The 23,130-nt window shown below is 59.5% G+C and carries 16 protein-coding genes and 3 pseudogenes; 7 read left to right on the top strand and 12 right to left on the bottom strand.

Annotation, left to right across the window (positions count from 1 at the left end):
* Positions 1-293 precede the first annotated feature (293 nt).
* The 4 genes from AC3WOG_RS35920 to AC3WOG_RS35905 all read left to right on the top strand — a co-directional run bounded on the left by AC3WOG_RS35920 (position 294) and on the right by AC3WOG_RS35905 (position 4,890).
* The gene (locus tag AC3WOG_RS35920; RefSeq protein ID WP_492582620.1) at positions 294-1,826 is read left to right on the top strand and encodes a sugar ABC transporter ATP-binding protein; all 1,533 of its coding nucleotides are present in this window, start codon (positions 294-296) and stop codon (positions 1,824-1,826) included.
* 42 nt (positions 1,827-1,868) lie between these two features.
* Positions 1,869-2,864: an ABC transporter permease gene (locus AC3WOG_RS35915; RefSeq protein ID WP_492582619.1), complete on the top strand. Its 996-nt coding sequence runs from the start codon at positions 1,869-1,871 to the stop codon at positions 2,862-2,864.
* Between the two features lie 31 nt (positions 2,865-2,895).
* Complete coding sequence (locus tag AC3WOG_RS35910) at positions 2,896-3,912, top strand: substrate-binding domain-containing protein (RefSeq protein ID WP_492582618.1); 1,017 nt, start codon at positions 2,896-2,898, stop codon at positions 3,910-3,912.
* Positions 3,913-3,993: 81 nt separating this feature from the next.
* Positions 3,994-4,890, top strand: coding sequence for an amidohydrolase family protein (locus AC3WOG_RS35905; RefSeq protein WP_492582617.1), 897 nt, complete (start codon positions 3,994-3,996; stop codon positions 4,888-4,890).
* A gap of 534 nt (positions 4,891-5,424) precedes the next feature.
* On the opposite strand, the pseudogene AC3WOG_RS35900 reads toward AC3WOG_RS35905, so the two are convergent.
* Positions 5,425-5,640: pseudogene (locus AC3WOG_RS35900) on the bottom strand (SAM-dependent methyltransferase); the annotation flags it as partial.
* 67 nt (positions 5,641-5,707) lie between these two features.
* Between AC3WOG_RS35900 and AC3WOG_RS35895 the strand changes: the two are divergent.
* Complete coding sequence (locus tag AC3WOG_RS35895; protein ID WP_492582616.1) at positions 5,708-6,427, top strand: IS6 family transposase; 720 nt, start codon at positions 5,708-5,710, stop codon at positions 6,425-6,427.
* Positions 6,428-6,844: 417 nt separating this feature from the next.
* Here the strand turns inward: AC3WOG_RS35895 and AC3WOG_RS35890 are convergent, their stop codons facing one another.
* The 11 genes and pseudogenes from AC3WOG_RS35890 to AC3WOG_RS35840 form a co-directional block, all read right to left on the bottom strand.
* Entirely contained in the window at positions 6,845-9,700 is a 2,856-nt protein-coding gene (locus tag AC3WOG_RS35890) for a glycoside hydrolase family protein (protein WP_492582615.1), read from the bottom strand.
* A gap of 96 nt (positions 9,701-9,796) precedes the next feature.
* Positions 9,797-11,242 carry a hypothetical protein gene (locus tag AC3WOG_RS35885; RefSeq protein ID WP_492582614.1) on the bottom strand — a complete coding sequence of 482 codons (1,446 nt, stop codon included), beginning with the start codon at positions 11,240-11,242 and terminating at the stop codon, positions 9,797-9,799.
* 11 nt (positions 11,243-11,253) lie between these two features.
* Complete coding sequence (locus AC3WOG_RS35880) at positions 11,254-11,991, bottom strand: hypothetical protein (RefSeq protein ID WP_492582613.1); 738 nt, start codon at positions 11,989-11,991, stop codon at positions 11,254-11,256.
* Positions 11,981-12,253 (bottom strand): hypothetical protein, encoded by a 273-nt coding sequence (locus AC3WOG_RS35875; protein WP_492582612.1) that lies wholly within the window; start codon positions 12,251-12,253, stop codon positions 11,981-11,983. The genes AC3WOG_RS35880 and AC3WOG_RS35875 overlap by 11 nt, the downstream gene beginning before the upstream one ends.
* A complete protein-coding gene (locus AC3WOG_RS35870; RefSeq protein WP_492582611.1) occupies positions 12,250-12,426 on the bottom strand; it encodes a hypothetical protein in 177 nt (58 codons plus the stop codon). The genes AC3WOG_RS35875 and AC3WOG_RS35870 overlap by 4 nt, the downstream gene beginning before the upstream one ends.
* A gap of 13 nt (positions 12,427-12,439) precedes the next feature.
* Positions 12,440-14,536 (bottom strand): hypothetical protein, encoded by a 2,097-nt coding sequence (locus tag AC3WOG_RS35865; protein WP_492582610.1) that lies wholly within the window; start codon positions 14,534-14,536, stop codon positions 12,440-12,442.
* Positions 14,537-14,550: 14 nt separating this feature from the next.
* A complete protein-coding gene (locus tag AC3WOG_RS35860) occupies positions 14,551-15,621 on the bottom strand; it encodes a hypothetical protein (protein WP_492582609.1) in 1,071 nt (356 codons plus the stop codon).
* A gap of 30 nt (positions 15,622-15,651) precedes the next feature.
* Positions 15,652-17,610 carry a hypothetical protein gene (locus AC3WOG_RS35855; protein ID WP_492582608.1) on the bottom strand — a complete coding sequence of 653 codons (1,959 nt, stop codon included), beginning with the start codon at positions 17,608-17,610 and terminating at the stop codon, positions 15,652-15,654.
* 25 nt (positions 17,611-17,635) lie between these two features.
* On the bottom strand, positions 17,636-18,934 hold the full coding sequence (locus tag AC3WOG_RS35850; protein WP_492582607.1) for a S8 family peptidase: 1,299 nt from the start codon (positions 18,932-18,934) through the stop codon (positions 17,636-17,638).
* A 280-nt stretch (positions 18,935-19,214) separates the two neighbouring features.
* Positions 19,215-19,313 (bottom strand): annotated as a pseudogene (locus AC3WOG_RS35845) (IS6 family transposase); the annotation flags it as partial.
* Positions 19,314-20,655: 1,342 nt separating this feature from the next.
* Positions 20,656-20,778: pseudogene (locus tag AC3WOG_RS35840) on the bottom strand (polyisoprenoid-binding protein); the annotation flags it as partial.
* Between AC3WOG_RS35840 and AC3WOG_RS35835 the strand changes: the two are divergent.
* Entirely contained in the window at positions 20,778-21,056 is a 279-nt protein-coding gene (locus AC3WOG_RS35835; protein WP_492582606.1) for a hypothetical protein, read from the top strand. The pseudogene AC3WOG_RS35840 and the gene AC3WOG_RS35835 overlap by 1 nt on opposite strands.
* Before the next feature lie 220 nt (positions 21,057-21,276).
* Entirely contained in the window at positions 21,277-22,695 is a 1,419-nt protein-coding gene (locus AC3WOG_RS35830) for an ISNCY family transposase (protein ID WP_492582605.1), read from the top strand.
* Positions 22,696-23,130 lie beyond the last annotated feature (435 nt).

The raw sequence follows: 23,130 nt of genomic DNA, 5'->3' as shown, positions 1-23,130 counted from the left end.
GCACGTCATCTGCACTGCCATTCTGTCGACAACCCGCACAGACCGCGCGTAGCACCTACGCCGTCAACCCCGATGCGGCAGGTTGGGAGTCTCGACTTCCACCGGCATACCAACTTGGCGCAGTGCACAACTGCGCAGGAGACAGCAATGCATTATCCGGTTTTCCCTCCTGAAGCGCGATCGCTTCTCGCTACCTGACGAGCAAGGCACGGTCCAGATTCCCTCATTTCATTGCATCGGCCTCGCGGGTCGGCTGCCGTGCATCAACCGTGTATCGCGACTGGAGATTCGACATGGCGCAACAGCCATACGTGTTGTCAGCACGCTCGATCGTCAAGAGCTTCGGCCCGACGAGCGTGTTAAGAGGATTTGATCTATCGATCGCACCCGGCGAGGTGCATGCGTTCCTCGGCGGCAACGGCGCGGGCAAGTCCACGCTCATCAAGATCATCTCCGGCCAGCACGAACGCGATGGCGGCACGCTCGAGTTCGACGGCAAGGAGATCGGCGCTTCCGCCGCCGCGCATGTCGAAGCGGGCGCGATTGCCGTGGTGAACCAGGAGCTTGCGCTGCTGCCGCATCTGTCGGTCGCAGAGAACATCGCAATGCCGCGCTTACGGCGCGCGACGCAGAAATACAGCGAGCGCGCCGCGAAAGTGATCGCGATCGAAGCGCTGTCACTGATCGACCCGCATTTCGCGCGCGAATCCGCCGAACGTCTGGTGGGTGATTTGACGCTGCACGAGCGGCAACTCGTCGAGATCGCGCGTTCGCTCGGTTCGGGTGCAAAGCTGTTGCTGCTCGACGAACCCACGGCGAACCTCACGGCGGCTGAAACCGCGCGTCTCTTTGCCGTCATTCGCAGGCTGATCGCGGACACGGGGCTTGCGGTGCTGTTCGTCTCGCACCGGATGCGCGAGATCCGTCAGATCGCCGACGTCTGCACGATCATCCGCGACGGCAAGACGGCTGTCGATCGCATTGCACTCGACGCGATCACTGACCGCGAGATCGTCGAATGCATGGGACAGAGTGTCGAGCCCGACGAGCAGGCGAATGCAATCGCTACTAACGCTACGCAGACGCAAGACGTGAGTGATGCCCACGCGACCCTCAGCATCAGCGGAGGCGACACGATTACTATCGAACACGAAGGCATAGGCGTGGACATCCGGCCGGGTTCGATCGTGGGTCTGGCGGGTGCGCCTACAGGGCCGTCCGCCCTGATTACGGCATTGACAGGACTGGCCGCCGATCACGCATGGAACGTCAAGCGCAAAGGCGCGACGGTGGCCTACGCGAGTCCATCGGCTGCGGCGCGCGATGGCGTCGGCTTCATCTCGGGCGACCGTGCGAACAAGGGCATTCTCGAAACACTGCCCATCGTCGACAACCTCGTCGCGGCGCAGCGCATCGTCGAGCGGCGCAGCGTTGCGCGCAAGCAGGAAGTGCAACAGGGCACGCGGCTTCTCGAAGCGCTGAACATTCGCGCCGGCTCGCTCTGGGATCTGCCGTCGACGTTGAGCGGCGGCACGCAGCAGAAGTTGCTCGTCGCGCGGTGGCTCACGCTCAAGCCGAAGCTGCTGGTGCTTGAAGAGCCGACGCGCGGCGTCGATATCCGCACCAAGCGCGAGATCTACGCGCTGATCCGCAAGATGGCCGCGCAGGGCACGGCTGTGGTCTGGTGGTCGACGGAGTATGTCGAACTCGTCGAACTGTGCGACACGGTGCTCGCCTTCGATCTGGACGGACGCCCGACGGGTGTGCTGCGCCACGCCGATGTCAATGAAACCAATCTGGCCAACGCGACGGGCATGGCTGCCTGAAAACGCTCTCGCTTTACCAAGCATTCCAATCTGGAGACAACCATGAAGACAGTCACCCACCCGATCGCAAGCGAGGGCCGTCAATCGGGCAGGACGGCTCGCCGCCTGCTGTCGACGTATCGCACCGAAATTGCGATCGCGATCGCCATCATCATCATCGAACTGGCCGTCGGCATGGTGGTGCCTGCCGCGCTGTCGGGCGGCAACATCGCGAACGTCACGCAGGCGGCGGCGCCCCTCGTGTTGATGGCATTCGGCGTGCTGCTCGTGATTATCACGGGCGGCATCGACCTCTCGGTCGGTTCGGTGTTTTCGTTGACGGGCATGGTCACAGGGCTCGCGATGACACATGGATTCGGCGCGATCGCGAGCAGTCTTGCCGGGCTTTCCGTGGGTCTTGTGATTGGCCTGATCAACGGCGGGCTCGTCACGTTCGTCGGGCTCGCGCCGTTCGTCGTCACGCTGAGCACGTATGCGATCGCAGGGAGTCTGTCGTTCATCGTCACGGACGGCCACTCGCTGCCGATCTCCGATCCCAACTACTACCTGCTCAACTCCGGCTCGCTGATTCCGGGCTTGCCGAACTATGCGCTGTGGTGCGTGTTGCTGCTCGTCGCGATCGAGTTCTGTCTGCGCAAGGTAGTCGCCGGACGCTGGCTGTATGCGGTGGGCAGCAGCAGTTCGTCGGCGCGTGTGATCGGCATTCCCGTCAATCGCGTGCGGCTCTCCGCGTATCTGATGTCAGGACTGCTGGCTTCGTTTGCGGGAATCGTCAGCATCTCGTACATCAGCAATGCCGAAGCAACGGCGGGTTCGAGCCTCATGTTGCAGGCGATTGCAGCCGTCGTGATCGGCGGCGCGAGCCTCTTCGGTGGAACGGGTTCTGCAATCGGCGCGCTGCTCGGCTCGCTGATGATCACGATTATTCAGAACGGCGCAAATCTGATCGGTGTGAACAGCTTCTGGCAAGGCACCGTGACGGGGATCGTCATTCTTATCGCGGTGCTCGTCGACCGCATTACCAAGGCACGGCGTTAAGCCGCGTTAAACAAGGTTCAAGGAGACAAACATGATCAAGATCACAACGCAAAAGCAGGGCGGCGCGCGCAAGCCATTCGGCCAGCTGGTCGCGGCGGCCGTACTGGTCGCTGCCGCCATGACATCGCAAACGTCGTTCGCGCAGGCGAAGCAGACGGTGGCGTATATCGCGCCATCGCTGGATATTTCTTACTGGCAGTGGGTTGCCTATGGCGTCAAGCAACGCGCGAAAGAACTCGGTATGAACTATGTCGAGTTCACGTCGGAGAATTCCCCCGCCAAGCAGATGGACAATGTTCGTACGGCATTGACGCGTGGTGTCACCGCAATCGTGATGGGGCCCGTCAGTTCGACCAGCACGCCGCCCGTGCTGCGCCTGCTGAAAGAAAAGTCCGTGCCGATCGCGTTCACGGGAATCGGGCCGCAGGCGGGACAGACCGACTTTACTTCGGCTGTGACTGCAAACAACTATGAAACGGGCAAGGCGCAAGGTTCATACGTGTGCAAGCTGGCTAAGGAGCGCGGCGGTAACAAGGTTGCGATGCTGTCGCTGCCACAGGATCGCGAGAACGCGCAGAAGTATATGAAGGGCGCGCAGGAATCGTTCAAGGCCGATGGTTGCGAACTCGTGCAGGTGCTGGAAACACATGGCCTGACTGTCAACGAGGCAGTCTCGCAAGCCAACGACATTCTCACCGCGCATCCTGATGTGAAGGCAATCTACGGCATGTACGACGAAGCCGCCACGGGCGCGGCCAAGGCGCTGCAAACGCGCGGCCTCACGGGGAAAGTCGCGGTCGTGACGGCGGACGGCAGCCCGACGACGATCCGCCTGCTGCGCGACGGCTCGATTCAGGGCATCTTCCTGCAAGAAGCGGTCGGACAGGGCATCGATGCGACGAGCCAGGTGTTCAATGCGCTCAACCACAAGCCGACCACGCAGGAATTGGCGCTGAAGGAACCGCTCGTTACGAAGGACACGATCGATCACCCTGAAGCACAAGCCACTGTAAAGCGCGTGTATCCGCCTTCCGCTGGTAACTATTGAGCAGCGAATTGATCTGCTAGCCGTCCACTTTGCCGTGGACGGCGCTTCGATTTGAACGAATCAACGAGATCCGGAGACACCGTGGACAACTTTCCCATCATCGACCCGCATCATCACTTGTACGATCTCAAGACCGGGAACTATCCGTGGTTGCAGGGGCCGATGCTCGAGCGGGTATTCGGCGACTACTCGGAAATACGCAACGACTATCTCATCGACGATTTTCTGGCCGACATCAAGAACCAGAACGTGGTGAAGACCGTGCATCTTCAGGTCGAGTACGACCACAACGATCCCGTTGCCGAAACGCGGTGGCTGCAGGGCGTGGCCGACAAGCACGGTTATCCGCATGGCATCGTTGGCTTTGCGGACCTGTCTTCTCCCGATGTGCAGGCGGTGATCGAAGCGCATTGCGAATTTCCAAATGTACGTGGAATCCGGCAATGCCTGAATTTCCATCGCGACCCTGTGAAGACGTTTATCGACAGTCCGCATCTGATGAGCGATCGCCAGTGGCGCAAGGGGTATGCGCTGCTCAAACGCTATAACCTGTCGTTCGATCTGCAGCTTTACTACACGCAGATGGATGAGGCGGTTGCGCTGGCGCGCGAATTCCCGGACACGCCTGTCGTGTTGAATCACACGGGCATGCCGGTTGATCGCACGCCGGAAGAAATCGAAGGATGGAAGAAGGGCATGAAACTGCTGGCGTCGGCGCCCAATGTGTCGTGCAAGATTTCGGGGCTGGGTATGGGCGATTGGAAATGGACGGTGGACAGTATTCGCCCGTTCGTCCTGAATGCGATCGACGCGTTCGGCGTGGAGCGATGCATGTTCGCGAGTAACTTCCCCGTTGACAAGCTGTTCAGCACCTATGACGACGTCTTCAACGCGTTCAAGGCGATCACAAAGGAGTTCTCGCCGCAGGAACGGCGTGCGTTGTTCCATGACAATGCGCAGCGAGTGTATCGCCTCTAGGCCTGACCAAACTTCAATATATCTAAGCGGAGCTGGCAGGAACGTCGGCTTTGCTGCAACAACCGGTCGCGGGCGCCGGTCTGACGGAGGGCTGCTCAGGGTCGGGAGTGCGCAGTGACGACTGGCCGTTTCCAAGCAGCGCAATCCACTGGCCGCTTTCGGGCGATGCATTCGACGGGCGGACTGACGCAGCCCGACCCTTCTGAGACGCTCGTTGCACCGCACCGCGAACGGCAGGCACCCGGGGCGCAAGGGCCGTTCGCTATGACCGATTTATACTCCGGTCAATGAAAGCCGGGGATATCTATGTCAAGAGCTATCCTGATCAGCCTTGTCGCTTGCGCGCTGTCCAATGCCGCCTTTGCGGAAACCATCAAGCTCGCATGCCACTTCAATGAAGAAGTAAGTTTCCCGTCCGGGAGCAGGTCATGCCATCAAAGCCTCTAGCTCGCTAATGGCGGCTTCCAAGCCAGAAGGGACATCAATCTGACACCCCGCTCCACCGAGCGGGGGCGTTTCCCCTGTTAATCCCTGTCAGCTTGCCGGATTGCGTGCCATGACGATCCACGCCGCGCCGTCGATCATCACCGACCGCTCGCCGGGGAGGCCCGCGAAGGCGGCACGAACCGCGGCCGAGGCGCGGGCCCGGATGTCGTCGGGCTGATAAGCGAGAGCGCGCGACAGCGGGCCGACCTCGAGTGTCATCTCTACCGCGTCGTCGATCGCCGCATCCCGCGTCCCCCCCTCGCCGGGCTCTGGTGCAAATAGGTTCAATGGATTGGTTAAAGTAGCGATCCAATCAATCTGGTGGCCGGTGATGAGCAAGCGGAAAGGTCTGGAGGGGATGTTCGATGGACGGCATTTTGATCGCGAGATCATTGTTCTCTGTGTGCGCTGGTATCTTCGCTACAAGCTCAGCCTGCGCGATCTGGTCGAGATGATGACCGAACGCGGCCTGTCGCTGGCGCACACGACAATTATGCGCTGGGTAAAGCGTTTCACACCAGAGTTCATCAAGCGCTGGAATCGGTTTGGTATACGTACAGGTCGGTCCTGGCGTGTTGACGAGACCTATTTGAAGATTCGTGGCAAGTGGGTTTATCTGTACCGGGCGGTAGATGGGACCGGGCAGACGGTGGACTTCATGCTCGGAGCAAAACGAGACGTGGCTGCGGCTAAAACCTTTTTCACCAAGGCCATCAAGCATCAGAACCAGCCACCGGAGACGATCACAGTGGATGGGTATGCTGCCACGCACCGGGCGGTGCATGAGATGAAGGCCGATGGCCTGCTGCCTGAGGACACGAAAGTCCGGACCTCGAAGTACCTCAACAACCTGATCGAACAGGACCATCGAAACATCAAGTCGAGAACAAACGTGATGCTCGGCTTCAAACGGTTCAGGAGTGCCGCGACCACGATTTCAGGCATCGAGTTGATGCATCGCATTCGCAAGGGGCAGTTCGACCTCTGCGCTCTCGGGCTCAAGGACACCGCAGCACCCTCCGTTTGGAATGCCGTCCTCTTCAATCAATAAGGTATCCATATTTATACGAAACATCTCGGCCGAACCGGCTATTTGCACCAGAGCCCATATGTATTCCTATACCAATCAGCCGTAACCTTCATCCAGGCAATGTGATTTGCTCGAAGCCATACGGAAGTGCCATCACTACGGACAAGACTTCGTGCGCGCCGAGCACTTCGGCAAGTTCCTTCCGCGCGCGCTGGCTAATGGGTGTGCGCTTTGTGAGAAGGTACAGCGATCATCCGCTTTGCGGCAATATTTGGTAGGTCATCGGCAATATAGAAGGTAGTCCGTCCGGTTTGCGTCCCGCGGGCGACGAATGATCGCTTCGGAGTGAGGCCGACGCGTGGAGTCTTGCCTGAGCTGCAATCTTCAATGGACGGCTGGTTCATCGGAGATGCCATGAGCAGGCGTGTCATGTTCGGCCTATGGCAGCTTGGCGCGCAAATACTCGAGCTGATCCTTCGGTATCTCCGGAACCGCGACAATGACATCGTCGCCCTTTGCCACCTTGTCCTCCGGACTGCCACCGATCGCCCAGTCCATCAACGACCGTGACACCACTTCGTGGCGATTAAATTTCAGGCCTCCAAAGGCATTGACCTCGAACTCCCCGCTGAACTCGAAATATCCGTTGCCTACGGGATCGTAGGTTCCCTCGTACGTGTAGACAATCGGCCAGGTCCGCGGGTCGGTCTTTGGCAGCGGGATGCGCTCGATCCTGCTGACCGTGATGTTGGCAGATGATTTTGACCACTCGGTCGAGGTGGCGAGATTGCGTCGGATCACCGGCGTGCTGATCTCGCCGTAAGGATCGCCTTCCCACTCGATGATAATGTCGGCTTCGGCCGAATTGAGCCGTCCGATGCTCAGGTAAAGCAGATGTAATGAGTAGCTCAACTTGGCCTTCTGGGAACCCGGCATTTTTGCGCGCGCTTCGTTGCTTAGGATCCGCTGGGCCTTATCGTAGGTGAGCGAGAATGAACCTTGCGATGCGGAAACCTGCGCCTGCACGACCGCCACTGCGCCTAGGCCGATTTGCGCTGCATCCGCGATCTCCATGCCGGCGACCAACGCTGCTGCTGGGGTCTGCGCCAGCGAATAGTCCGATTGCTGGACGACGTTACTGGGGCTGCGGTAGACATGGGAATGGGTGACCGGCAGGCTAGCCTGCGTGCTCACCTGTGCGCCGGGCGGCCAATGTACAATCACGTAGGGCCACTCGACCGCGCTCTGCGCTTCATATTTGGCGATGAAGTCCCGGAACTTGAGGGTGACGGTCTTGCCCCCGTATGGATCTACGTAAGTGATCGACGTGCCGTCGGCCGAGCCGTCTCCAGAGATCCCGGTGACGATGGTGGCGTGCGTCCCCGTGTACGGAGCGTCGTAGCCAACGTCGATGTAGAGCGGGCCGTACTTCCGCAATAACTGCTCCCAGCCGTCTGTCGTCGGATTGAATGAGGTGATCGGGACGAGCCCGACGTCCTGGTAGAACGTCTTGGCGGAGGCCGCATCCAGCCCATTGTCGCGGTCGAAGATCTCAACATACCGGGCGCCGGCAGCGGCGAGTGCATTGCGGATCTCGACAGACGCGTTGGTCTTCCATGAGTACAGCATGGCGTAGACCGTCGCCCAGCACGCGTTCGGTTTAGGCTGCGCGATCACCGGCAACATCCCCGGGATCGAATAATCGACCCCGGAAAAGGAACGCGCGTACTCGGCTCGCCCAATCCAAGACAAGCTCTGTGCGGTCTCGGAGTCGGGCCGCTGGAACAGCGCCGCCTCTACCTCCCGGCGTTTCACCAGCCTCGGCAGATCAACGAGATTGCCGTCCTGGTACGCCTTGGTCCACTTTCTCATCTCCGTCGGCACAGCGCCATATTCACTTTGATTGAGGCGCTTCAGGAGCGTCGACTTCTGGAAATTGCCGCCGCCGATGTTGTAGACGAAACTGGCCAGCGCATCGTGCTGGCTCTGGTTGAGCTGGACCTTCACGCTGTCGTTGACGATCTGCTCGAATTCGCGCATGCGCTGCGTAAGCAATTGGGTCGCGCTGTCGTCGGAAATGCCGTTGGCGTAGGGTTGTTCCGTCGCACGTCCGTCGCAGTTCCCAGCGTGCAGTAGCGTTCCATACCCGATGGTGCAGTGGCCGGCGGGGTCGTTGTACATCTTGCCCATAAAGCCTTCGAACCGCTTGATGAGCTCGATGCCGTCGGACGAGACGGTCCGCTTCGTCGGCGGAGCGGAGGCCACGCGAGAAACCGCAAGCGCGCGCAGCACGCTCAGCGACAACACAGTGGTGGCGAGGCTGCTGGCGGTGCTCCGGGAGGACGTGAGATCGTCGGAGCTGATGGTCAGACTGCGCTGGCCTTGAACAACGGGGGCGCTGTCCTTAACGAAATCAAGGCTCTCGAAATCCACCGCATCCGCGATGGAAACGGCACCGGGAAGGGGTAGCGTGCGCAGAAACCCGCGCACGGCCTCGTTCATTATGTTGATGGTCTTGCGGTATGCCGAAGTGACCGCGGTTTCGAAGCTCTGACCGGCCTTCCAGTTGTTCCAGAAGAAGAAGGTCGTGGGCTCTGGTAGATAGTTGTTCCTGATCGAGCCCGAAGACACCCTGGCACCGGCGTCAAGCCAGGCGCCATTGAGCGACGACCCGACGCAATTCATCATGTACACGCTACGGATGGACAGCGGCGCGCCGTTTTCCGCCCTCATGTCGCGGATCTTCTTGCCGTCGATGCCGCTGGCGCCCGAGAGCCAGATTTGGTCGCTGGCGCCATGGGTGAGGATGAAGACGTCAATGGTTTTGCCGGCCTGGGATTGAGCGATAAGCGTGCGCTTGAGATCCAGATACGACGCCGTGCCGTCGCGCAGCACGATGACGTCGCTGAACTTATCGGGCTTTGCGGCCGTATAGCGGTTGATCGCTAGCTCGCCGGACTCCAGCAGGTTATCAGTGACCTCCCTAATCTTCTGCCTGATGAAATCGATGATCTTCTGCCGATAGCTGTCGGGTAGCACGCTCGCCGCAGGAACGCCCGTGAGCAACTTGTCGACCAGTTCGGGAATGCCGAGATCGATGCCGCCGTTCTCGATCAGGATCACGAGTACCCGGTTGGCGGTGGAGAGCGGCGTGGCCCACTGGGAGAAGGGCAAACTGGTTGCGCCACTGCCAGCATCCGCGACCGCCCTTGTTGGCGGGCCGTTCTCACGCAAGCCGCGGGTCCGCGAGATTCGTTTGAACTGGGTGTCCATATCCACGAAGCGGTTTTCCATGGTGCCCTCACTTGCGAGGCGAACAGGCAGGGCTAGATTGCGCCGCGTGCGGTCGCCCGAGCCAGATGCGGCGGATCGAAGAGGCGCGGAGACCGCCTATTTGAATTCGATGTGCCATCGATTGGGTCCGCCTTCGTTTTCAACTAACCTGTCAAAGCCTTCGAGATTGCCGACGGCGTTCCTGACCTCGTCCTCACCGGCAGTGCAGGCCTCGAGGTCGAAGGCAAGCCCGGCGACGCTGCCTGTCAACGCTGCCACTTGCCCGTCGGGAAACCTGGCAAGCACATCCGAAAGACCTTGGGCGATCTCGTTCACCCCGGTCTTGGCCGGGTTGTCGTCGAGCCATTTCTGACATGCGTCGCGTGCATCGCCGGCCGGGTAGGTCCGTTCTATCCATTTACGATCGACTGTAGCATTGACGGCCATGGCGGCGGCCTGCTCGGCCTTCGTGCGCCGGCCGCCGAGAAACCGCACGGCAGGATATTTGTGCCAGAGCGCGTAGGCGCCATTGCGGGCGGCGCCGATAAGACCGAGAGCTTCAATCCTAGGATCCGTTGCCCGCGCCATGGGCGCGACCGGTTGAGCATCGCCGGCCGCGTGCTGCCTGCGAATGGCGTCCAGATCTTCGATGAAATCGGTGCTGTCCGCTTTCGGGACCGACGGGCGATCCTGGCCGGAGAGCTGGCGCCCCTTTGACTGGTCCCGTGTGTCGGCCTTCTGCTTGAGGTCAGAGATCCTATCGAAATCGGCAAACCGGCTCTCCAGTTCGACGGTCCCAAGGTCGTAGGCGTTGGCATACTGCATGCTCTGGGCGATTCGATCGAAGATCGCCTGGCTGTCAGCGGCATCCGGCATCGGCCGCCCGCCGACGTTCTCGCTCGCGCCAGGCGGCGCCTGCCCGATCTTGTCCTTGTCAACGGTCTTTCGGGTCTTGGGGTCGAAGACCTTCTGGCCGCTCAGAATGGACTGCATGTCGGCGATGAAATCGTCGTCGGTGGCTTTGGCCTTGCTAACCGCGGCGTTAGCGGGCGGTTCGGCATGGTCCGCGTTGCCCGGCCCGACAGCGGGCGACAGCGCCTCCGCCTTGGCATCCACACCAGGTGAGCCGGGATCCGCGAGCGGGCCAACGAGTTGCAGAGCCGCGAGCGGCGCGAGCACGTCAAGCTGATTCTCCCCCGACTGGACAGGCGCTTCGGGTAAGGCCGACGCAGGCGCAGGCTGCACCGCCTTCGGTTGCGACAGATCTTGGGCGGCGAGCAAATACTCATCGGATTGCGCGAAGGAGGGTGGTGCAGACCCGACAACGTATTCGTTCCCCTCGCGGCGTGGCAAGCGTTGCGGCAGAACCGCGCCATCATCGCTATTGACGGATAAAACCGCCGCTAGTGACTGCGCGCCGTTACCCGCTGCGCTGCGCGCCGGCTTGCCGTAGTAGTTCGCGACCAGATCCCGGAACGCAGCCGCCGGCAGGCGGCGCGCGTCGCCGTTGCCATAGCAGCGCTTCATCAGTACGTCGAAATCAGCCTGGAAATCCAGTCTCATATCCACCTCTGTCAAGCTCTTACATTCATCTTTACGACGGCGAACGGATCGAATGTCAGAATGACTGCGTTGTTCTCTCGGAATGCGTGTTCGCGGGCGATCTGGATCTTCATTTCCTGGTCGCTGCCAGACATGACCTCGGCAAGCGTCCCATTAAGAACGGCCACGGGACGGAACGTCGGATCGACGACGAGGTTCTTTCCGCGGATCAACAAATAAGGGGTATCGTCATCATCTCGGGACAAGGTGGCGCCGAAGACTTTCGGCGGATTCTGATCGCGCCTGCTCTTCTGTATCTGATTGGCAAGGGCCTTGTAGTCGATCGAGTTGTCGGAGACCTTCTGTAGGTCCACGTTCTTGCGCTCAACATTGTTTAAATCGTCGACTGACGTTACGCCAAGCTTGCGAAGTTGTCGCTTTGTCTTGCTGTCGACCGGAATGTCATCAATCGTGATATCGCTCTTGATCCCCGGTACCTTTGTGGTCGCGCGCACCTGCTGGTCGGTGATCGAGGCAAGCTGGATGGTAATCTTCGATGCTCCCTGCTGGCCGGGCTGGGCCGTGACGAACTTCACTTGGTCGCCGTCGTAGGAAGGAAAGATGTTCAGATCAAGGGCCAAGTCCTTGACAGCATAGCTGAGCGGCTTGTTGATTGCCTTGACGGCCAAGGTTTCGCGCGCCCGATCGAGTTCGACGACTAGGGAATCGACAAACTCCTCCAGTTGCCACGTGGCATTGTCAGGTCCCATCGGGCTCCCCCAAAATTTCGGCGGTGAACCTCACGTGATGGAACGACGGCTGGACGGATGTGTCGACGTAGTACAAGGGAGGGGCCGAGCCGATCGCCAACATGCTGTCGCCACTTCGCCAGATGCTCAGTTCTATGGGCGAATCTATTGCGCATTCGTAGATGCAGGACCGAATGCCGACTCGCTCGTCCACGATGAGACCGTTGAACGAAAGCATCCGCTCGATCAACTGATGAAACGGCATGAAAGCCTCGTCGATCATGGGCGCGCCTCGCCGTTCGTGTGTCTGGCGGACGCGGGGAACGCCGGCGTGAGCATCACTTTCTCGGAGACTTCGATGGTGAAACCCTCGAAGTTGTAGTCGACGGCTTGCGGATCACCCGCGCCCTCGCCGTCGGTGGGATCGTGCTCGTCGGAGAATGCTCTTGCGATCATGGGCGTTCATCCTTCATTGGGAAGTCAAACCTATGACGCGCGCCGCAACGGGCAGCGGAAAGTGCACTCTCTCTTCTGAAGCCGCGACTACCTGTCCGGTATCGTCGGTGCGCGCAACAGTGTTCAGAACGAATTCGAACAGTCGGAAGACCGGCACGACGAAGAGCATTCCGCGCTGCCCGGCCCGGCCCCTGAGCTTGAAGTGGTAGATGAATTCGCCGGCGCCGCGCTTCTCGAACGTCTCGTTGTTAAAGGCAAGTAGCCGCTCCTGATCCAACGGGGCCTGGCCCGGCCATAAGGCAAGCAGCTTGTTGATCTCCGCGAGGCTGAGCTCAATGCCGGCCTTCATACGCCCATTGGCGCGCTGGGTCATTCCTTCCCCGTCCTGCTCGCCCTGCAGAAGCCTGGTCGGCATGATGCCATTGGCCTCGAGAACGCCAGACAGCAGCACCGTGTATTTCCCATTAACGTCGAGCTCCCAGAGCTGCTTGCGCTCGTCGGCGCTTCCGCTCGCCGCGTCGAGCGCGGGCGCTTCCCAGACCTTGTTCCAGAATGGCCGGAACCGGTTCATGTCGGTCAGTTCCTGTTCGGCCTGCGCTGTCAGAGCGCCGCTTCCCTGCTCCACCATGAAGTATTTGCCGACGAGGACAATCTCGGTCGACCCGAGTGCCTTGTACTCGCTGCCGTTTTGGCTATTGAGCCAGCGCATCTCAGCAAACACGTTCAGCGGCCGGTTGGCCGGCAGATGGGCGAGTTCGCCCTCCGAGAACGCAAACGTGATGACGGTGTTGGCTTCCACGTTCTTCTGCTTGAAAGTCTTTTCGTGATGGACCGACTGATCCGACGCGTCCTTGAACGTGATATTGAAAATGGCTTTTGCGAGCGGCTGCCTGGGCATGGGTCCTGCGACGATCAGCTGGATTTTAAACTGCAAGTCCTGGTTCCTCGCGAAGGCGGCCTTGCGTGCATCGTTCCACGGCACGGGGTCCGCCATCACGAACGACAGCACGGCGCTGGTGCTGAGCGCGGACGAGATGCGGACGTCGCCCGACAAGCTCTGGGATCCGGCGAGGCCAAGCGAACTCTGGGTTGCGGTGCCCGGAGCAGGCAACTGCTGGAGAAGTTTCAAAAGCTCGTCGAGGTCGGGGTTGGCTGTGGGCTGCCCTGCGAGTCCCCCTCGCTGCGCCTGCAGCAACTGCGTGAGCAGCATGCGCTTGTCTACATCAGAAAGCAGGTCGGTGACAAGCTTGTTGTCGGCCTGTTTCATCTGCAAGCGATGCTGGTTGGCGGCGTTGACCAGTTGCGGCAGCACTTGCAGGACCGGCCCGATCAGCGCGCCCAACAGAGCGTCGTCAATACCGAAGATGAACGGCCGCGAAAATTGGTAATTGTCGCCGAAGCGATTGCTGGCATTGAGCGTGCCGCTCAAAGATTGCAGACCGCTCAGCGCCTGTGCGTTCAGGCTCGGGATACCCACCAGGATGGTCTTGAGCAAGCCGGCGAGGATATCGGCCTGGCTTGAGGCTGGGCCGCCAGGGCCGGCCGCGGTGGCGTGTTGTTGTCCACCGCCGGCCGCACTGCGCAGCACGTCCGCAACCACCGGCGCGGCAGCCTTAACGATGGAAGCCAGCAGATCTTCCAGAGAAGCCTGCGAAGCAAAGGCCTGTCGCGCGGTCCTGCAGGGAACGACGCGCGCGGGCACGAAGGGTTCAATCGCGTTCATGGTGCCTGCAGCCAAAGGAAATGGCACATCGATGTCGCCCGGAAGGCCGGTCGCACCAGTGTTTCCGACCGGGAGCGGGAGCACGTGCGAGAACGCCGGCGACATGCCGTCCTTTGTCTTGAAGCTGAACAGCTGCGCATAGACTGGTCCCCGCGGGAGCTTTCCGGATGGTATGGCGATCTCCGTCGCTGAGTTGAGGAAGCTGCCGGCGGCGCTGTTCGTGGCAATTGGGGTTGTGTAGAAGACACCGTCGACCCACTCGATTCCAGACTTGCGCTGCACACTCTTCCCAAGTTCGAGCCGGTAATAGCGGCTCGTCCCCGTATCGGCGCTGAAGCGAACGTCCCCCTTTTCGGAAGACAACAGGTCGAGAATCGCCAAGGCCATGACTGATCATGTTTCTAGCGCGCCGGCGGTGGCAATTGGCCAGGAGCGCCAGGCGCGCCCGGCGGCTTCAGCGCGGCGACACCGCCGTCCGCATACATGTTCGCAAAGTTGTCGAGCTTGAAGTAATCGGTCTTGAACTTTATGTTCACGTGACCGGTCAGCTTCGCGGTCAGATCGTCGGTCGCCTTCTTGTCCGAAGTGTTGACCTGAATATTGGTATTGCTGATGCTCATGCTGCCGCTCGGGCCACCGAAGAGGCTGCCGAGTACGCCACCGCCGTACTCCAGGTCCGCCTGCACCACGTTAATGTTCTGGTCGTCATGATGCGAGGTGCTGTCGCGGGTGGCGTGGATGGTGAACTCGACGCCGGCGTCGATCTCGCCTTTCTCGACCACGAGCCGGGTAACGCCCATGAGCAGCACTTCGCGCAGGGCGGCCCTGTGCTCCTTGGCCATCTCGACCTTGGCCTCAAGGATGTGGCGCTTCACCTCCGCATCCGCCAAGTCCACTTTTTCGTTGTCGACGGTGGTCAGAATCAGCTTGTCAGCCTTGCTGCCGTCGGGGTTGGTAGTAGATTCCTTGTCCAGGTTGTATTTGTCCTGGTGCTTCTCCACCAAGCGCCCGAAGGTGTCATCGTCCTTCACTTTCTTGATGAAGTCGGCGGTCGATTTAGTGCATTCCTTCATCAGCTTGATATAACTGTCGGTCTGCGTCTTCATCACCTTGAGATTGGCATCGAATACCGCCTTCAGCAGGTCCGCGACAAACTTGGGAAAATCTACGGAATCCACAAGCTCTTTGAACGAGCGCGTGTCCCCACCGAATGCCGGGTCATAGCCCTTGTAGCCCATGTCGGCCCCTGAATCGGTTGCCATGGGTCGGGAAAGGGGCCGCTGTCCCGTGACTCCATACTTAGCTTGTTCCTTGGCGATGTATTCGTCGACCATGGACAAATAGATGCTTTTCTGCTCGTCGATCGGCATTGCATGGAATACCGCACTGCCCGCCAAGACCTCTCGCGCCATCTGCCGGGCGGTATCCTTGATCTGCTGCTCGCTCGGAACCATGGTCAAGTCGTTTTGCATGATGTCACACCGTCGAGGAAATTGAGGAGATCAGAAGTCCCATTCATCGGCGCCCGCATGCGCAGCTGTCGGCACTGGCTGTGGCATGTACCGCGTGCCCGTAGCGGGCATCGAGTCTACGCCCGGTTTCGCTGCTTTACCTTCGGCGTCCTTGGTCAGTTCGTCGGTCAGAACCTCCTGCAAGATACTCTGGGTGGTGATGTAGGCGTCGACGTCGCTGATGAAAGACGAGAAATTCTTGTCGTCCTCGAACGACGGCGGATTGTAATCGGCGACCGCCTTGATGATCGCGTGGCCGAGCTTTGCCTTGTTGTAGTAGACGGTCGACTTCGGGCGCACGTTCTTCATCGCCACATAGAGTGTTTCGACCACCCGCCACCAAGTTCCCCCGGCGGGTACAATCTGCCGCAGGATCTCCGGGTGCATGAATATGCGCTGGATTACGAAGTTCAGCTCGGCATAGATAAGCGGTGAAATAACGTTGGCAATGCCGGTGCAGTGGGTCGAGAGGTTGTATTGCAGATCCTCCACCGCCTGCATGACGTTCTGCCGCGACACGAAGCTGTCAGGGTTCGGGCTCAACTGCGCTCGCTCCAGGTATTTCGCTGATTCCAGCATCAGCACCTTCCATAGCTTGTCGAACTCCGGGTTCGGCACGATATCTTCGGTGATCTGGGCATTGCCCCAGTTGAACACCTGACGGTAAAACATCTGCCGTTCCGCCGGTCGCGTCCGATCGACCAGTTGCTTTGTCTTGAGATCGGTAAACTTATTTGAAAAGACGTAGGTCTGAAGATCGTCTCGTAATTGGCTATCCTCAATGGTTATGCTACCCCGTACCAGGTACTTGTGCGTGAAGAAATTTACGACGCTGAAGGTGTCCAACTCGTCCCCGAGCACCATGTCGTAGTAGAGCTGGGCAGCGCAGCGGATCGCTGACTGGCTGATTTGGATCTGCGAGGAGTCGTCCTGCAGATAATCCACGGCGAAATCCTTGTCGGAATCCTCCGTGACGGCCGTCTGTGCGCTATCGGTAATGTCTGCCGCGCCATTGATTTTAGAGATGAACAACGGCATGAAGTATTCGGCATTTGTCGCAGTGATGGGTATCGGCGAACTCTTGATGTATTTGACTAGCAGCGGCTTGATGCCAGAAGGAATCGAGCCGATCTTTACCTCAACGTTCTTGATCAGCGTCATCTCGTTGATGTTGAACGTGTAGTCGTGGATCAGCGCCAGCACCGACTTGCGGAACGACGCCGACGACAGCGACGGGCCGGCGCCGGTGAGCCTGGCGACCAGGTCACCCCGCTTGTTGTAGTCCGGTACGTCGAGGTGCTCGTCGGTGACGACGGACCTTGCAGCGCTGACGACCGCGTAATTCACAATGTTCTTGACGCCGGCCCGGTTTCCCAGGACGAAGTTCCTGATGCCAATAACGTCAACATCCTGAACTTTCATCACTAGGAATGCGTACGTAATCAGGTAATCGACGATCGCCGAATGCCCGTCAATAACAGTCTGGGTGTTGTAGTCCAGCGTGGACCAGTTGGCCGAAAGGTCACCTTGGAAGGCGTACTTCAGCTCGGACAGGGCAGGCACTCGGTCAATGTATTCAGACAGGGTAAGGTGATTGTTCGGGTCGCCGCGGTCATTGCTGAGGATGCGCCCGAGGCTGGCATCCTCCCAGTCCGCCCCAGTTTCGGAAATACGCTTCGGCGTCAGTGGATGCTTGAGGATGGACTTGACGTCTCCGCCGCCCGATTGCTGGCGCGCATTTGGCTGCGCTTGGTGGCTGGCTGTGAAATCCGGCGGGCTGAAGATGCTCTTGCCCATTAAGGTATTGAGCTCGTCAAGAATGCTCTTCACTGTCGGATCTACATCGGAGACGAACCCATTAGTCGTAATCAGGGGCCGCCTGATCCTGAAGGCGGAGCCGCCGTTGACCGGAAACGATGTTCCACCGTCGAAACTGAGATTGACTGACATCTCGATTTACCTCCCGCCTGAATGGTCAGCGGAGCGAATGAGCCAAGAGTTTGAACGCATCAGCAAGGTTTAGCAGCCCGTATCCCGCGCGTTCGCTTCGAAATCGGCTATCGGCCTTGTCCGACGTGCTCTTCAGGATAAGCGCAATATCCTCATTGGAAAGCTTCGTACCGTTTTCCATGGCATAGGATTTCATCAATCCCAAGGCACCCGCAACAAACGGAGATGCCTGTGAGGTCCCAGACGCGAACGCGTAGGTATGGTGCGCGAACGAGCTGTAGATGTTCACACCCGGCGCTACGACCAAGATATTCGCACCATAGGAAGTGAAGGTGGTGACCTGCCCGACGCTATCGACAGCGCCGACGGCAAATACGCCTGGCAGTGCGCCGGGATAGTAGCGTTCGGCAGTGCCGTCGTTGCCGCTCGCTGCCACCACTGTGACGTTCTTGCTCAATGCATACCGGATGACATCCTCATGCGGCAGTCCGCCGCCCGTGTGCTTGATCCCAAGGCTCATGTTGATGATGTCTGCCCCGCGATCAACTGCCCATTTGATGCCGGTATTGATGTTGTCAACGATACCCGCGCCGACTAGGCCGCCGCCGCTTTTCATCGTCGCCAGTACGCGAACCGGCATAATCCGGCACCCAGGCGAGACCCCCTCGTCCATCGCTATTCCCCGGCTGGCGACGATCCCGGAAACATGAGTGCCGTGTCCGATCTCGTCTTCCGGGGCATCATCGTAGCCGTCGATGTCGCCGATGAAGTCCGACGTATTGAGCCCCGTCAGATCCACGAAATCGGCGCGGTCGGCAATCTTGCCCTGTAGCTCTGCATGATCGAGGTTGACGCCGGTGTCTAGGACCGCGATTTTGATCTCAGGTATTCCCTTGGTCATCGCTCGCGCGTAGGGAAGATAGATTAGATCGGAAGGCCGCTGGATCCCGAGCGAGGCGCCAAGCGCAAACTGGTGCGCCGGTATTTCCGCCTCTCCGACCCGCAAGTCACGAACATCCTCGACTGCCGGGATGGCTTTTATCCGCTGCAGGAGATCTCTGGGCTGGCAGGCGTCCTGCTGAAGAATCAACCGGTAAGTCCGGTCCAGACCTTCGCGCAACTCTGCTGCACTCCATTCGCCTGCTGCAGCCTGGTATTCCTGCGTGACCCAGAACTTATAACCCAGTTCCCGCAGCAAGCGATCCACATCGGGATGAAAAGTCTCCCGCAAAGCCGACTTGTCGTTAATAAAATCAACCCAATATGGGATACCGCGACCGTCGACCAGCCGCTTGAACAGCTTGACGACAAGGTGAGGCTTCATCGGCCATTCCCCAGTACGCTCAAGTACCGGCGGCGGAGCCTGCCGGATTGGTGGCTTCGTAGCCGATGTTGGTCTTGCTCGTACGCTGACATCCTGAACCCCAAGGTTCAATGCGGTGTTTGGAGCAAGCCATGGCATTGGGATGCAACGGCGCGATCCACTTTTGATGCGGGCTTCGTAACGCTGGAAGGCTTGGCGTGGCCTCCGTCGAATGGAACAATGCGTAGATAGGAATTTAGTTGAGAAATGGCATGTGTCAAGGTAGTTTATATGCCCCCGCGCACCAGCGGCGGATAGTCTCGTAGCTGACGTTCACGCCGCGCTCGAACAGTCATTCCTCGATGTCGCGCAGGCTGAGCTGGAACCGGAAGATCTGCCGAAAAATCTCGGGCCTACCGACAGTACGATCGAGAGCTAAAGTCGGAAGTGGTGTACGGGGATTGAGGCGGGAGATTGAAGGCGGTCGAGGTTTCAGCTGAGAATCTGATCGTCAAAGGGCGGAAACAAGCAAACAATAAACCATCCACCATGAGCAAGTACGGAAAAAGAAGTCGTCGGACGGGCACGACCGGCGCGAATGTCCGTTACCGTGAGGATAGTGTTGAAAAAGTCGCTGTGCGCCGTTGCCGATCCGCTCGGCGAAAAATGGATCTCTCAGATCGGTCTACACGCCGCTCGTGCGTGTCAGTTAAGGGCAAAGTGACCCATGAAAACCTCCCGATACGGAGGGGTACCGATTTTTTCAACACTATCGTGAGCAAAACCGCCGTTCGATTGTCCGCGCGAAAGTGCGGGCGAATGGCCGCAAGTGTTTAGGTTGCTGCCTTTGCCAGCCGGCCATCGAAACGGGTCATGGCGGGTTCGCGCTCGCCCCTAGGATGCTCTTTAGAGTCTTCGCGTTACGCTGTCCCTGATCTTCCCAGTTATTAGTCTATGTACGGCGCCGTTACCGTACTGCAGCCTGAGGACCGTTGCGACCTGTTTGGGCCACTCAGTCAATGTTAGCGACAGTCCGCTTGCAGGCTGACCATGAGACGACCGCACGCCGCGCGGCCCCAACAAAACGGTTTGCCCGACGGTCACTTCAAAAATATTCAAGTATCTGATTGTGGAGCGTGGCCGACTTCAGAAAGCAGCGCTGGTATGCGCGCAGGTCGCGCCGCGAATCAGATACCAGATATCGGCCAGCACCGGTGACGCGACGGCGCAGACGGCCGGTTTTTTTCCGCTTCGCGCTTGTTGACTCCGTCAGGTTTCCGCTCGACGAAGCTGGCCTCGTGATCCTCATGCCGCCACCTGTTCGTCATTGTCCGCCGTGGCAGCAGAGTCTTCCTATTCTGCGTCCGGAAACGTGTCCGCGTCGTTAATCGCCTATGAATTGGCTGAATGCGTCTAAAGTCCCCGAATAATCGACCGCTGATATGCCGGTGAGCCGAACGAGCCGGTAACTGAAAATCCCGGGCCTTCGCTGACCATCCCTCGTACAGGTCGCAAATTCAGTGGGTTGCCAGTGATGGGGTTGGCCGCCGGATTATAAAAGGGGGCTGCGACCGGGTTGAGTAACCAGAGGGCCCGCCTCCAGGCCATCCCATCTGGGGATTCAAATTTTTCTGGCGCCTCTGGTCGGCCATCCGCTGCTGATCCATGCGCTCGTGCTGCTCGATCGCCTTGCGGTCAAGTTCTTGCTGCTGCCCGCGCAAGAGCGATCGCTGGTACGCCGGCGTGCCAACGGTTACGCTACCGGTCTTTGCCGCGCGATCGAGCGTCACCGTGCCCTGCGACTTGTCGAACTTGCCACGCCAGACCGACAGGCTGCCGATGTGGTCGGCCTCGAAACTCGGGTATGCGCGCGGTGTACCTGAGTTGGTATCTGGAGCGTGCTGGTTATGGCAAACAACCGGTGGAGCAGTTCAAGATCGCCGAATACGCGGTCGAGAACACATTGGCGCACGCTCATGAGACGGGGGAGTGGCGGCTCGCGTCTGAGGCAATCAGCGACTTTGAAGCGCTGCTGACGCTGTATGACGCCCAGCTCGCAAGGGCTCCTCTTCACGAAGTATTCGAAGCGGAGCGGCAACTGAGGGGGTTTTTGATGGGAACGGACCATTCACCGATCCCGTAATCGACGTATCGGCAAGCCTTGGCAGATTATCATTCGGGCCGAGATCCTGCCGACTGGGTAGGTGCATAATTGATTCGGCTGCCAATATAGTTCGCATTCCTTTATTTGACATAATTATATTAATCAACCGAACTGGTGTTACGGCAAAGCTGTAATGTCGTACCTGGGCAAAGCTGAAACGTCGCATGTCATGCTGGCTGACCTTTGACGGGAGGCTCGCATGACGACATCCGGGACGATCACCATGACGATGCGCGAGGTTGACCGGCTCAGGACGATCCAGTCGGTGGTCGATGGCATGCTGATGACGTGGCAGGCCGCAGAACGGCTCCATCTGAGCCGGCGTCAGGTTGAGCGGCTGACCGTGCGCTATCGCAGCCAGGGCGCTTCGGGACTGCTGTCACGGCATCGTGGCCACCCGAGCAACTACCAGTTGGCAGACGGCGTGGCCGAGCGCGCATTGAACCTGATCCGGGATCGTTACCCGGATTTTGGGCCGACGCTCGCGTGCGAGAAGCTGCGTGAATGTCACGGGCTGGCGCTGTCGAAGGAAACGGTGCGGCACCTGATGACAGATGCCGGCTTGTGGATTCCACGCCGGCAGCGGCCGCCGAAGATCTACCAGCCGAGAAGCCGTCGTGCGTGTCTGGGCGAGCTGGTGCAGATTGACGGCAGCGATCACCGCTGGTTCGAGGAACGGGCGCCGGCGTGCACGCTGCTGGTGTATGTGGACGATGCGACCAGCCGGATCATGGCGCTGCACTTCACGGCGACCGAATCGACCTTCAGTTACTTCGAGGTGACCCGGGTGTATCTGGAACAGCATGGCAAGCCGGTGGCGTTCTACAGCGACAAGGCGAGCGTGTTCCGCTCGACGCAGACGGCAACGACCGGCGGCAAAGGCGTGACACACTTCGGCCGGGCGATGTTCGAGCTGAACATCGATGGGTTATGTGCGAATTCGAGTCAGGCCAAGGGGCGCGTCGAGCGCGCGAACCTGACGCTGCAGGACCGGCTCGTCAAGGAACTGCGGTTGCGTGGCATCGACACGCAGGAAGCGGCCAATGCCTATGCGCCCCGCTTCATCGCCGACTACAACACGCGCTTTGGCAAGGCACCAAGGAGCGCATTTAACGCACACCGGCCACTGCGTGCGGACGAGGACCTCGATACCATCCTGACGTGGCGTGAACCGCGTCGGGTCACGCGCTCGCTGACGCTGCAGTATGACCGGGTGATCTACCTGCTCGACGATACGGAAGCGACCCGCAGGCTGGTCGGACGCTACATCGATGTGTATGAGTATCCGGATGGGCGCATCGAGATCCGCGCCGACGGTGCCGCCCTTCCCTGCAGGCCTTACGACCGGCTCTCCGAGATCGATCAGGGCGCCGTGGTTGATCACAAGCGGCTGGGTCACGTGCTGCAGGTCGCGCAGCTGATCCAGGCGGATCGCGATAACCGCCGTGCGTCGGGTTCACCATCACGAACCAATCAGGGCGAAGCGCCGCGGCCGAAGGTGCGCCCCACCGGCACCCGGAAGCAGCGCGAGATTACCGTTGAGGATCTGAACACCGCGATTGGCAGAACCACGGCCAGCCTCCAGGACCCTGTACTCAAAACCTCGTCAAAGAGATAACAAAGGCACAAACCACGACATTTCTACTTTGCTGCCACTACGACATTTGAGAATGGCCTCGACAACTGGTATGTTTGGGAGCGTTGCGTTTTTATGGCGTCCACCGACGACAGATCAAGGCTCACGGCCGGAATTCGCGCAACAGAAACGGCCAGGGCAGCGACGCAACGGTTCCTGCTGGCTTTTCCTTGCAAAACATTACTCAGGCGTCGATAAACGCTGACACTGGCCATTCCCTTTGTCGCTCAACACCGCGCCGTAGGTGCCAAGAGTCAACCTCATTGATGTAGGCGCCAAATTGTAATGTCGCATCTCAGCTAAATACAGATGTCGCAGCTTATTTGCGACGGCATGCCATGCTTGACCTCCGATTCCTGTGGAGGCTTTGTGTGGCAAGACCGGAGATGATTACGATGAGCATGCGCGTGTCCGACC

Source organism: Paraburkholderia sp. FW306-02-B, assembly GCF_058782725.1.
This window is presented reverse-complemented; position numbering and strand designations above follow the sequence as displayed.